At 42.3% G+C, this 14,150-nt stretch carries 7 protein-coding genes; 2 read left to right on the forward strand and 5 right to left on the reverse strand.

Annotated features, from left to right (window positions below):
* The 5 genes from Q0314_RS05515 to Q0314_RS05535 all read right to left on the reverse strand — a co-directional run.
* Positions 1-2,555, reverse strand: a 2,555-nt coding sequence (locus tag Q0314_RS05515) for a DUF4214 domain-containing protein (RefSeq protein ID WP_298057377.1), incomplete at its 3' end; no start/stop codon positions are given.
* 111 nt (positions 2,556-2,666) lie between these two features.
* Complete coding sequence (locus Q0314_RS05520; protein WP_298057379.1) at positions 2,667-3,965, reverse strand: TolC family protein; 1,299 nt, start codon at positions 3,963-3,965, stop codon at positions 2,667-2,669.
* Entirely contained in the window at positions 3,955-5,238 is a 1,284-nt protein-coding gene (locus tag Q0314_RS05525; RefSeq protein ID WP_298057380.1) for an HlyD family type I secretion periplasmic adaptor subunit, read from the reverse strand. The genes Q0314_RS05520 and Q0314_RS05525 overlap by 11 nt, the downstream gene beginning before the upstream one ends.
* Before the next feature lies 1 nt (position 5,239).
* The gene (locus Q0314_RS05530) at positions 5,240-6,973 is read right to left on the reverse strand and encodes a type I secretion system permease/ATPase (protein WP_298057382.1); all 1,734 of its coding nucleotides are present in this window, start codon (positions 6,971-6,973) and stop codon (positions 5,240-5,242) included.
* A complete protein-coding gene (locus Q0314_RS05535; protein WP_298057383.1) occupies positions 6,960-8,072 on the reverse strand; it encodes a SapC family protein in 1,113 nt (370 codons plus the stop codon). The genes Q0314_RS05530 and Q0314_RS05535 overlap by 14 nt, the downstream gene beginning before the upstream one ends.
* Positions 8,073-8,327: 255 nt before the next feature.
* On the opposite strand from Q0314_RS05535, the gene Q0314_RS05540 reads away from it, so the two are divergent.
* Together Q0314_RS05540 and Q0314_RS05545 are read left to right on the forward strand one after the other, a co-directional pair.
* Positions 8,328-11,033, forward strand: a complete 2,706-nt coding sequence (locus tag Q0314_RS05540; protein WP_298057385.1) for a DUF4214 domain-containing protein — start codon at positions 8,328-8,330, stop codon at positions 11,031-11,033.
* Positions 11,034-11,201: 168 nt separating this feature from the next.
* Complete coding sequence (locus Q0314_RS05545) at positions 11,202-13,856, forward strand: surface array protein (RefSeq protein ID WP_298057386.1); 2,655 nt, start codon at positions 11,202-11,204, stop codon at positions 13,854-13,856.
* The last annotated feature ends 294 nt before the right edge of the window (positions 13,857-14,150 follow it).

Genomic DNA, 14,150 nt, shown 5'->3' on the forward strand with positions numbered 1-14,150 from the left:
AAAATGTTTGCCGTGGAAATTGCCGGAGCAACCGAAGTAAAATATGTCGGCGGGTACTTTCCTTTTACGGAACCTTCTATATCCGCTTTAAAATTTCTAGCCCCAGCCATTGCAACTTGTATATTGCCATTTGCTCCTGTTATTTGTGAAATTTTAAGGGTAATATCGTTTGCAGCTAAAATCCCCTGCAAATCAGTTAGTCCAAGAGTTTGGCCAAAATCTACATTCATTTTATCTGCATAGATATTGCCAAGCACCGTTTGATGTGCAGTGCCGCCTTTGATAACAAAACTATCTTTTACGAGAGTTTCAATCGAATTTCCACTGCCTAATATAAATTTTTGAATATTGACGCTATTGTTAACAATGTTTACAGATCCCGCATGCTCGATATCAAACTTTACTTCACCTTGAGTGTTGTTGTTTAAAAACGCATTAATTGTACCTTGCGTATTTAAAGTAGCGTTTAGAGATTGGTATCCTTGTTTCTCCATGGTAGCCTGCAAATGATCTGCTGTCAAGTTTATATCCTGGATAGATAAAGCAGTGCCAGCAACTACGGTAGCTGATGATTTTTCGGACGTTCCTTTTAGATTAATAGTAGAAAGCGACTCAAGTTTTTCGGAGTCTCCTGTGAAATCAAATCTACCAGCCGTAGTAATATCAAGATTTTGCAACGCTTTCATGTTATTATCGTTAGCTTTAAATACGCTGTCTTTTTGAACGCTCACAATTTTCATGGCAGTAGCTTTTTCCGCCTCAAAGCTAAGACCTTTAGAAACAACATCCAAAGAGTCTATGTTAAGATTTATAGACGTAGCTTTATTTGCAGTAACCGTTGCTTCTCCAGACATAATACCTTTTAAATTAACATTAAGACTTGTGGCTTCTGCAGCGTTAATGCTTCCTAACTGCGTATCGTATTGGTTGTCATTAACATAGTTGATAGTTTTTAGAGCAGTAGAGTCTATTGTAATAAGATTACCGCCTTTAGTGTTTGTTATATAGTCTAAAGTATCCACCTTAGAATTTATAATATTTACTTTTGTATTAGGAGCTTGAGTATCTTTTAGACCTATAGTAAGTCTAACTACATCAGGCGATTTTTCCAAGTCAACAACAGCCGGGTTAAGAGGATTGGTAACTGTAGCATTTTTAAATATCAAATGCTCAACAGAAGTCGTAACAAGCTTTCTTGCAGTATCAAGACCACCTGTTAAGTTATCAAATTCTAAAGTATCATAGCCCTTTCCGCCATCAACGCGTAAAACACCGATAGTGCTTGCATCAATGTCTGCTTTAATAGTATCGTCAGCACTACCGCCTTTTATATTTTCCAACACTGATTTTGATTTAACCAAATCAGCAAGCAACTTGGCCTTCAATTCAGAAGCATCAAAGCTCTTAGTATTTGCAGCAACAGCAACATCTAAACTAGCATCACCAGAAACCTTAACATTTTCAGTATTCACATCTTTAATATAACTTGCTCGACCTTGAGTTTTGATATTTAAAGTCTCTATACCACTAAATGTAGTAGAAATAGAGTTTGAAAGCATACCGATAGGGGTGCTTGCGCCTACATTATCGAGTGTTAAATTTTGAACATCGCTATTACCAGATATAGTGTTAGACTGATATGTTAGCGTTATATAGTCATTTCTGAGGTCAGCTACGCTAAAGTCAATAATATTGGCCAAATTGATAACTCTAACAGCATTATTTCCATCAAGTTTGGCGCTCTTAAGACCGGTAACGCCGTTAGCATTAAACTCTTTAAGCGCTCCACCGTTATTTATTAGGTTTAAATTTTCTACATTTTTTAGCTCGCCTGTAGTAAATCCATTAAAATTTGTATTCATAGTAACGCTTAGAGTGTCGTTTCCTGTGCCACCGTCAATTTTGTCCTCAGGATTAAGAGTATTTTCGGAAAATACAGAGCTTGCGACAGCTTTTATGACATCAGTTTTAGCTGTACCATTAACAGTATCCGCTGAAGTAGTAAGCGTATGAAAATCAGCATTTGCCATCTCGTCTACCTTGACTTTTTGCTCAGCTAAATTTGTAGAATTTGTAGTTCTAATTATCTCTTGGAATGGCGTATAGTTGTAATCGCCTGTACCGTTTTGACTGATATTTGAAATTTTCTCCGCCATATATTTAGAAATTTCGGTCTTATTCTCAAATACTTTTGCCGCTACAGGATCTGCTGCTTTGGCTATTGCAGAAGTAGCTACGTCAAAAAGTTTTACGAGCATATCGCCTCTTGAGTTTCCGAGTTGAAGGTGTTTTACCCAGGCATTAATACCGTCAGGGTCTTGAGAATAATCTTTGCCCAAGATGTTCTTGTAGACCATCTCTACAAAGTCTCTATCTTGATCTATGCTACCGCCGTAATACGCTATAGCCGCATCCGATTTTAGCATATCATTAGCTATCTGCGCTTGAGTTTTAGTTGCTCCTGCGCTTACCCATGCGTTAAAGCCCGCGCCTTCGGGTGCGCGGTTAAATAACGCTACGTAAAGCTGTGCAACTTGTGCTTGTGTTACTGCCATTAAGGACTCCTTTTTAGTGTGTTTCTTGAGTTTTTGGGTATCTTTACAGAATACTGTTGCTAATTATAGCATAAAAAATCACTTAAAACGTAAAAATTTAAAAAATAAATTTTACTTAAACGCTCTTTGCAAGTCCCGCATCATATCAACCGATATATTAGAATTAAGCCACTGGATTTCCAAATATGCGAGAACCAAATTATAAGATGCCGTTAGCGCTTCGTTTCTGGTTTTAAAAACTCTAGCGCGAGCGTCAAATAAATTTACCGCATCTTTCAAGCCCTCTTCGTAGCCTCTTTCTATTGATTTTACGTAAAGCTCCGCATTTTCCAAAGAGCGCTTCATTAACTCGCATTCGTCGATATAATTAAGATAGTTATTTATCGCTCTTTTTTGGCTGATCTCTATCTCTTTTTGAATATCTTTTTGTTGTTCGACACTAGCTAGTCTTAGTAGTTTACCCTCCTCTACTCTTGAGCTGGTCGCACCACCTGTATATAAAGGCAGAGTAAATCGCAACATAGTATCCAGCTTTCTTCTTCTGTCGCCCGAATAGTCGTTGTCTATGTAGTATAAATTTGCATAGCTGATACTAAAATCAAGCGTAGGGAGATGCTCGCTTTTTCTCTTTTTGTATTCTTGTTCTGAGATTTCGACGGCCAAAACGCTATCTTGAAATTTAAAATTTCTTGCTACGTCGCTAAAATTCGACAAATTTACTTTTTTGAAAAATTCGGTATCGATGTTTGAAAAGCTATCCTTCACCTCGATCTCTTGCCCGACTAGCTTTACTAGCTCTAGCTTTGCTACTTCGATATTTAGCTTAGCTTTATTTACGCCCAGCAACGCCTCGTCTAATCTAACTTTAGATTCGAGCATATCCATTTTATTTACCAACCCGAATTCCAAAGACTTCTGCATTTGGTTATATTTGGCGCGGTTGGCTTCTTCGTAGCTTTGAGCAAGAGCTAGCGTCTCGGATGCGAAGGTGTAGTTAAAATACGCTTCTACGACCCTTTTTGCCAGTTCTTGTTTGGTATTTTCATACATCAGCTCGTTGCCGCGCACCCTGATCTCTTCTTGATTTCTTTGATACCAGATTGCCGGCCTAAATACGCTCTGACTAAGGCTAACGCCTACTTTTTTATAGCTTTCGTTTATTTTTGATACTCTTCGCCTATCCATTCTGTCGTATTTTTCGCCGACATATGCAGCTTCGGCGTTAATAGTCGGCAAAAACATGGCCGTAGCTTGTGATAGCCTCTCTTGAGAGGCCATACTATTATACATGGTCATTTTAAGCTCATTATTATTTTCGAGCGCCATTTCGTATGCCTGAGAAAGGCTAACGCTTTGAGCAAAAGCTAAATTTGAAGCCAACAAGGCCGAAAGTAAAATTTTAGTCTTCATTAAATGCCCTTTTAAACATATCTATAAACGGCTTTAAGACATACTCAAGCATCGTCCTATCGCCGGTTTTGATCATTACTTCGACCGGCATTCCCGGAACTATAAAAAAGTCATTTCTTTTAAACTCTTTCATGCCCTCTTCCGTAAGCTCGGCTTTAATATCGTAAAACGAGTGACCTGCATTATCCTGAATACTATCGGCCGATACGTACGTTACTTTACCTTCCATAACGAAGCTCGGCCTGTGCTGAAATGCGCTAAATCTAATATCGGCAAGCTGTCCCACATGCACCGTATCAATATCTACTACGTTTAGTCTAGCCTCTACGACATAGTCGGTCTCGTTCGGCACTATACTCATTATTCTCTCGCCGGGCCTTATTACGCCTCCGATAGTATGGAAGGCTAGCTCTACGACGCTACCCTCGACCGGAGATTTTACGATAGTACGCTCGGATTGATCTTTTAAAGCATTATAACGCTGTTGCAGATCCACAAGACGAGTTTTAGCGTCTTCAAGCTTTTTTAATACATCCTCTTTAAAGGTTCTGTCTCTTAATATAATCTGAGCTTGCGTCTCGGTAACCTGGACGTTTAGTCTTGCTATCTCGGCCTTACCCGCAGCTATTTCGCCCTCGACCGCCGTTTTTTCTCTATTTAGGTCGCGTAGCCTGACTTTGTCTGCCAACTGTTCCTTAAATAGCCTCTCCCACTCTTTAATCTCTTCGTTCAAAGATTTTATACGGTCTTGTTTGGCGCTTACTATCGCATTTGCGCCTTTGATTTGATTTTCAAGCTGTTTTATGCGTTGCTTTAGGATGGATTTTTCTTCATCCAAAAGCTTTTTTTGCGCATTAAATATACTCAACTGCCCGTCTATAGCCTCTTTATAGCCTTCGATTTGCTTTATTTCGTCACTAAATTTGACTTCCGTCGCATCGTCTTTTTGGGCTTCCAATCTAGAAACTATGACGCTGGTTCTTAAAAATTCTGCTCTAACTACGCTCATCTCGCTTTGCAAAGCGACATTTTTGATCTCGACTAGCGGATCGCCCTCTTTGACCATATCTCCGTCTTTAACGAAAATTTTATCTACGACGCCACCCTCAAGGTGTTGGATGATTTTTTTGTTACTAACTACGCCTATTTTACCAGTAGCAACGGCGGCGCTATTAAGGGGCGCCATACCGAGCCAAATTCCAAAAACTCCGACTAGCAAAAATATAACGAACAACCCAAAATTTACGGTGCCTTTTTCACTTTTAAGTATCATCTTAGCCCTCCGCATCTTCTAGGCTTATACTATGCCTTTTTTGTTGTTCTGCAACCTGCGGTTGTTGCGCATTTGCCTTGCCGAGCTCAGCCAATACCGCATCTCTGGCGCCAAAGTACATCAATCTTCCCGCATTTAAAACGGCGATTTTATCAACCAAATTTAAGATATTTAGTTTGTGCGTTATTAGTACTATAGTCGCCTTGCCCTTCATGGACGCAAGCGCGGCAAATAGCGCTCTTTCGCCCTCTTCGTCTAGGCTAGCGTTAGGTTCGTCCAGTACGATTATTTTAGGCTCCTTATAAAGCGCTCTGGCAAGAGCGACTCTTTGACGTTGACCGCCGCTTAGGCTGGCTCCGCCTATGCCTATTTTAGTTTCATATCCGTCCGGCAAATTTAATATCATATCATGAACGTTAGCTAGCTTTGCAGCCCGCACGATCGCCTCGCTATCCAGTTCGCCGAATCTCGCGATATTTTCCGCAATATTTCCTTCGAAAAGCTCGACGTCTTGCGGCAAATACCCCACAAACTGACCCAAATGGTCGCTGTTGTACTGAGTAATATCGGCTCCGTCCACGCGCACTACGCCGTGAAATACCGGCCATACTCCCAGCATCGCTCTAGCTAGTGAGCTTTTACCTGCAGCGCTCGGACCGATAATCGCGCACATATCTCCGCTTTTAAGCTCGAAATTTATGCCCATCAAAGTAGGTGCCTTACCGTGAGGCGGTACTAGGCTTATGGTTTCTAGGAAAATATCGCCTTTTGGATCCGGAAGCTTAAGTTTTTCGTTGTCGGCAGGGAAATCCTCCAAAAACTGCGAAAGTCTAGCATAGCTCTCTTTGGTGTTTTTATAGCTTTTCCAGCTTGAGATCAAGATATCAAGCGGGGCTAGCGCGCGACCCATGATGATGGAACCTGCGATCATCATACCCGGATTCACTTCCTGCAAGACAACCAGATACGCGCCAAGGCCCAGCATAAGCGACTGGGAAACGACGCGAAATACCTTACTGATATTTGCGTACATTCCCGCCTTTACGCTAGACTCGGAGTGAGCTTCTAGAAATTCATTATGCTTTTTGTGCCAAATTTTCTTTAAATTTCCGTTCATACCCATGGCTTGGATGACTTCGGAATTTCTCAAATTTAGATCGACAAAGCGGGTTTCGGCGCCAAAAGCGTCATTTGACCTTTTTAGTCCGTCTTTAGTCGCGCCTTCGTTTAAAAGAGCCAAAATAAACAAAACGATCGCAGCGGCAATACTAAAATATCCAAAATACGGGTGAAAGAAAAACAGTATCAATATATAAAAAGGTAGCCACGGCGCGTCAAGAAACGCAAACACGCCGTTAGTACTGAGATATTGTTTTATGGTATTTAGATCTCTCATCGGCTGAGAAGATACCCTGCCAGGCTGCCTAGCCGAGAGTTTAAAGATCGCATCATACACTCTCTCGGACAGCCTTAAATCTATCTGGTTTGAAAAAACTACCAAAATTCTCGAACGTAAAATTTCGAAAAACATCATACATAGATATAAGAATATAACTATCAGCGTAAGGAAAAATAACGTATCAAGGCTTCTTGACGTTACGACCCTACCGTAAAGTTGTAACATATATAGAGGAGAAGTTAGCATCAAAACGTTTATGAACATGCTGAAAATTCCAGCATATATCATAGCGTGTTTGGATTTTTTAATACTCTCCTTTAGTTCATTTACTTTCATTTTCTTTTTTACTTTCGTTTTCTAAAATTCTACCCGCCAAATTTTCCAAATTCGTTAAGCTTCTAATGTGCGCATCTATTAGGCTAACATAGCCCTTTCTAACAAAATCGGCCAAAGTAGCGTCGTCAAGCTCGTTTAGTTTTTTTCTGCTCACGACAGAAAAGCCTTTGATTAAGGTGATTTTTTTATCGTTATCAGATACGGTTAGCTCTTTGTTTATCAAAATTCCAGCCTTTTTGATCTCTTCTAACGCTTTTTGCGTAGCTTCTAGCTGGGCATTGTAGTTTTGCATAGCGTTTATGGTGTTTTGCAAAAATTCGCTCGGCTCTTCGTTTTTCTTGAATAATTTTTCGCCTTTACCTTTTAGCTGAGGCGCATCCTCGTCTATACAAAGGATATTTTTATCCTCGACTTTAGCCAGAGTAAAAGGATAGTTTTGCAAGATCGCAGGTACGTAGCCTTTGTAGTTTTTATCTATTATTAAATTTTCATTTCTACCTAGCAGTACTAGCAGTTTAGGCACTACGTCGTTCGTGAAAACTATAGGTAGATCTTTCTCGCAGAAAAATGCCTCGCTCGCCACTATCTCCGCAAACGGGAAATTTGGTAACGCATCTTGGTGATAAGACACTCCGTTATGTACTTCTGAATTTAAAGCAACTATTTTCATTTCAGTCCTTTTTTTAAAATTTTGAATCTCTATTTTTTTTGCTAAACTTAAGTTTTTGTCGATGCTTCTGAAGGTATATCCGCCGTTTTGCTGCAAAAATGCCAAAACATCCTCAAATTCGTTTATAAAAACGTCTCGGATTTCGTATCTTTTGATGTCGCTTTCTTGGATATAACCCCGCGCTTTATTCCTATTTCTTATAAAGGTGCTATTTAGCTCTTGCATGATCTTAGGTATATTTAAGGATTTCAAAAATAGCGATATGGAATTAGACTCCAAAATGTAGCCTAAAATTTCCATATCGTATTTTTGGGTTAGTGAACTTAAAATTTCAACATAAAGGTCTTTTTCGCTTTGATCGGCAAAAAAGTTGCCCTTTTGTTTTATCAAAACCATTTCTGATTTTATTTCTCTAACCGCTCTACCCAAAATTTACCTTAACCAGTAACTAAAACATCAAGAATGTGATTGTAATCCTTTTATGCTTAAATAAATATTAAAAAGTGCCAGAGTAATTAATTTTATTTTTTAAGCTACAAATTCTATGGAATAGTTATTGCTTATAATTCTGCTGTAAATGCTCGTTGTATTTTATGATTTTTTAGCCTAGATATCGTAATATACGATGTTTGTGATTTACTATCATTAGTACGTAGTACTAAAATTCACTTCTAAGGAGCCAATATGGCAGTAACGCAAGCACAAGTTGCCCAGCTTTATGTGGCATTGTTTAACAGAGCGCCGGAGGGAGCCGGATTAAACGCGTGGGTAAGCGCCGGAGCTGCTAAAACCCAAGCGCAAATAGCCGACGATATGCTCAAAGCGCCGGCCGTACAGTCGTATTTTAACGGCAGTATAGATAGCGATAAAGGCTATATCGAAAATATCTATAAAAACATCCTCGGCAAGGATTACTCGCAAGATCCGGCAGGCATAGATGCGTGGGTAAGGCATCTACAAGCCGGCCATACCAGAGGCGAGACGCTAACGAAGCTTTTCGAGGTAGCGGCGTCGGCGGAGGCTAAGGCGGCCGATCCTAGGGCTGCTAAAATTTTCGAAAATAAATCCGCAGTCGCGGCCTATATGGCGGAAAAAATAGGCGATATCGGCAAAGACGGCAGCGGAAATTTCGACTACGCGCCGTTTCAGGAGATTATCAGGACGACGAACGAGTCAAATTTAGAAGCGCAAAAAGCCAAAATAGACGAGCTAGCCAGCAAAGGCGTCGAAAAGAGCCTAACCGACGGTCTGGACAACATAACGGGCACCGCGGGCAACGACGTATTTAACGGCGTTTACTACGCAGGCAACGGCACGCAAAAATCTACTTTGTCGCCGCTTGATAAAATCGACGGCGGCGCCGGCAAAGACACGTTAAATTTGACCGTGTTTAAAAACGACGCTCCGCAAAATTTGACTACGACCGAACTTCAAAATATCTTTAAAGGCGTAAGCAACGTCGAAAATCTAAATTTGATCTCGGAGACTGAGTTTGACGCCGGCGGAGTCAAATTTAACTTCGGGCTGGAAAATTTAAACATCTCTACCATAGGCGACGTGAGCATATCCGAGACCGACGCGACGAACAAAGTCTCCGTAAATACGACCGGCAAAGTTTCGCTAAACGCAAAAAATGCGCAAAGCATCGATATCTCGGCAAAATCGGACGTAACCTTGATCGCGCAAGACGCTAAAACCGTAAACGTAAACAGCGAAGGCAAGGCAAATATCGCCGCAACCGCCGCACAGACGTTAAATTTGAAAGCTAACGGCGAAACCGAAGTCGCAACGAGCGCAAAGACCGTAAATATCGATCTAAAAAGCAAAACCAACGCTCTTAAAAACTTCTCGACCCAAGCCGCCGATTTGACACTTGCAAATTTAAAGATAAACGATACGTCCGGAAATAACGTACTCATCGCATACGGCGCCAAAAAGATCAGCGTGACGGACGTCGATTTTGGCGCCAACTCCATCCGAACCGACGAACGAGACGTAGATTTTACGATGTCTTACGCGGACGAAGGCCTAGCTAAACTATCTTCAAGTGCGGCCGATAAGGTAAAAACGCTAAATTTACACGCTAAAGCGGGTAAAAAAGGCCAGCTAGACCTGGGCAATATCACGTCGCTAACCAAGGTTGCGGTAGACGGCGGCATGAGAGAATTTGCTATGGACTTGTCGGCTCAAACAAATCTTACGAATTTTGACTCTAGCGCTTACGAGGGTAATTTCTCAAACCTAAAACTCAAAAACGTCCAAAACGCTACCGCAAAATTAGGCGGCGGGGACGATTTCGTAGAGATAGATAGCGCGGCAAATACCCATAGTATCGACGGCGGCGCGGGCGAAGACACCGTGGTCGTAACCTCCGCCGTAGCTACCGCGACGACAAATAAGCTTTCTCTTTTAAATTTTGAAAATTTAAAGATAACCGACGCCCTAAGCGGAGCCGTAGATATGACTAAATGGGCAAATTTGAGCTCCATAACGCTAGCCGGCGGAGCGGGAGCGGGAGCAAAGATAGATAATCTAGCGAACAACTCTACGATAGTCGTCGAAAACGCCGCGATCGCAAACGATATAGCCGTAAATATCAAAGACGCGGCGAGCGGCGCAGACGATACGCTAATCTTAAAGATAAATCCTAAAGCAAATACGGCAGGACTGGACAACACCGGAAATTTCGTCATAGACGGCATAGAAAACGTCCGCATAGTCTCAAACGCCGATACGGCAAAAACCGCCGCAGCCAAAAACGTAATAAACCTAAACGCTAGCGACGCGACTAAATGCGCGCTATCGGGCGTCTACGTGAGCGGCGACGGCAATACCGAGCTAAAACTAGGCGCGAATATCGTAAAAATAAAAGGCGTTGACGCAAGCTCGCTAACAGGCAAATTTACCTTTGACGCGGGAAATCACGTCGAAAGGGGCGGCGTCGTAAAAGGCGGCAGCGGAGACGATACGCTAAGCTTCGGCTCGGTGGCGGGCCTTAAAATAACGGGCGGAGCGGGCAACGACGTCTTTAAGGTCGGCAAACTGGGAGCGGAGGCGAATTCGCCTTTTGGCACGGATAAGCTAAGCTCTATCACCGACTTTAGCAAAGGTGACAAACTATACACGGGAGGCGCCGCCGCGGAGTCAAATTCTATCGCCAAATACGACTCAGACGCATCGCTAGACTTCGCCAACAACTTACGCGAAGCCGAAAAGGCGGCCGCTCAGCACGCGTCAAAGAGTGCGTATTTCACCTATCAGTCAAACACCTACATCGTTACGTCCGACGGCGTGCAAGGCGTAGGGCAGGACGACTACGTGACCAAGCTAGCCGGCACGGTAGATCTAAGCGGCGCGAGAGTAGATAGCGATCACAATATCGTTTTATAATTTCGCCTAAATTCATTTTTATCCTTCATTAGCGGCAGGCCGACACAGTGCGGTTCTGCCGCCTAAATTTTCATTATTTTTATCTACGATTTATCGACAATCAGGAATTTAATGCTATAATCGCCACGGAGTTAAACAAAATCCCAATTTACCCAAAGGAGGCCTTTTATGGCAGTAACAAAAGCACAAGTAGCCCAACTTTATGTGGCATTATTTAACAGAGCACCCGAAGGTGCGGGTTTAAACGCATGGGTTTCGGCAGGCGTTTTTAGAGATCAAGCGCAAACCGCAGACGCTATGCTACAAAGCCCTGCTATCGCAGCATATTTTAACGGCAGAATAGATACAAACAGAGGATACGTAGAAAATATCTATAAAAATATCCTAGGTAAAGACTACTCTCAAGATCCAGACGGCATAAATGCCTGGGTACGCCACCTAGAGCTAGGACACTCAAGAGGCGAGACTCTAGTTACTCTTTTCCAAGTAGCAAGATCGCCTGAGGCTATCGCGGCAGATCCTACGGCAGCAGCGGTATTTGCAAACAAAACCGCTATCGCGGCATATATGGCTGAAAAGATAACCGACATAGAAAGCGACGGATCTGGCAACTTTAACTATGCTCCGTTCCAGCAGATTATCGAGACCACAAACAGCACCAACCTAGAGGAGCAAAAAGCTAAAATAGATCAACTAGCAGACGCTGCAAAACCGGGAAGCAAAATTTTCACTACCGGAGTCGATACGCTTAAGGGTACCGAAGGCGACGATACTTTTAGTGCCGTTTACTATTCTGGTAACGGCGATAAGACTTCTACTTTGTCCTCTCTAGACACTCTAGACGGCTTAGGCGGTAAAGATACGCTAAAAGTAACCGTACTAAAAAACGGCGCACAGTCGGAGCTTGATCTAGGCGACCTAGATAACGCGATGAGAGGCGTAACCAACATAGAAAATTTAGAGATAAGATCAGAGGTAACAATAAAGGCTCCAACAGCACCGGCCTTGAGTAAACTAAACAAAGGTCTTGATAATCTAAGCATTACATCACCTGGGGACATAAAGCTAGAAACCGATACCAAAGAAAAAGTAACGATAGATACGAATAAAATCGCCACTCTAACAGCAGATAAAGCAAAAGAGATATCCGTAAAAGGCGGAGATGATAGCGCTATATCCGCAAAAGAGGCTACAAAAGCTAGCATAAATCTAGGCACCAAAACAAAAGTCCTAACCGTAGGCGCAAACGGACTAGATAAAGTCGAGGATCTAAGCCTAGCAAACCTAAAACTAGCGGCACCACTTACTACCGCGAATAAGCTAGTTAAAATCAACGTAAAAGACGTCGACTTTACCGGCGCCCAAATCGCAACCGACGAAGAAAAAGTGGATCTAACTACAAACTACACGGAAAAAGGCTTGGCTAGACTACAAGCAAACAATGCCACTCAGCTAACCATCCACGCTAACGGCGACAAAGAGTCTACTATCGAGTTCGTTTCTGCTTCCCCTCATAATAAGCTAGAAAAAGTAACCTTTGACGGAAACGCAAAAGATCTAAAAATCAATCTGCAACAAGAAACTGCGCTCAAAGACGTAAACGCAGCATCCTTTACCGGAAATTTCGCTGAACTAAAGGTCAAAAACATCGCCGGCTCACAAGTACTTTTAGGCTCAGGAAACGACGTAGTAGACATAGATAATACAAATGCCGAACAAACGATCAACGGCGGAGCGGGAACGGACCTAATATCTATAGCTTCAACAATCGCAGGTGCCGGAGCGGATAAGGTGACGCTTAAAAATTTCGAAGGTATAAGGATCAACAATACTATTGCAAATGGTATAGATATGTCAAAATGGGAGGGATTTAATAATATCACCCTAGCCCAAGGAGCAAATGCAGGCCAAAGTCTTACAAAAGTCTTAAATAACTCTACTATAACGGTAGAAAAAAATGCTTTAACAAACGACCTTGTAGTAGGGATCAAAGACGCAGACACCGGCACTGCCGATAAGTTAAATTTAGTATTTAATCCAAAAGACACACACGCGGGTCTAAATAATACAGGCGGTTTTGTAATAGACGATATAGAAAACATCGATATAGCGTCAAATTTGGATGACGATAAAACAAATACGGCTACAAATATCGTCAATCTAAAAGCTACCGCTGACGCTAAAGGTACGCTAACAAACGTAGTAATAAAAGGCGACGCAAATACGAAGCTGGGCCTAGATGCGACTTTCAAAAAGGTAAAAACCGTAGATGCAAGCACTCTTAAAGGAAAATTTACATTTGACGCTAGCGGTCACCTTGATGAAAAGTCGGTAATCAAAGGCGGAGCGGGAGACGACGAGATAACCTTCGGTAGCAAATCAGGCGCAACCGTAACGGGCGGAGCGGGCGACGATACGTTTGTATTAGGAACCGTAGGTGACAGCGCAGCATTCCCTGCATCAAAAACGGCTACTATCACGGACTTTTCTAAAGGCGACAAACTCAAAATAGGCGCAAATTTAACAACACCACCACCAGCAACTGCTATTGATCAAAATATCGCAAGATACGATTCAACCAAATCGCTAGACTTTGCAAACAACCTATCTAGAGCACTAGACGTCGCAAAGGCTGCAAGCAACAAACTAGCTTACTTCACCTACACCGATCCTGATAGCAATGCGACAGACACCTATCTAGTAAGATCAGACGCTACCGCTGGCTTATCCGCCAGCGACTATGTGGTAAAACTAACCGGTATAGTAGACCTAGCCAACGCTACGCTTGCCGATGCAGGTACAAACCTACAGCTAACACTCTAATCTCCGCGATAAACCCCGACCTTTCGGGGTTTATCCTTTTTAAACTCTCAAATTTCTCTCTTTCAAATTTTGCCGAACGACTCAAATTTAACGATGGACCAAATTTGCGCTCAAATTTAACAAAGTTCCGCGTGTCGGAGATATTTTTTACGGATCAGAGTATGCATTTTATCGGTATCGACATCGGCGGTGCGTCGTCAAAGGTCGCCGTTATGGACGAGCAAGGCAAATTTTGCGAGCTGTTTTTGCTGCCAAGCGGCTTTAGCGCGGTCAAGGTCGCGCGCCAGATCAAGC

Source organism: uncultured Campylobacter sp. (genome assembly GCF_938040115.1).
Taxonomy (GTDB): Bacteria; Campylobacterota; Campylobacteria; order Campylobacterales; family Campylobacteraceae; genus Campylobacter_A.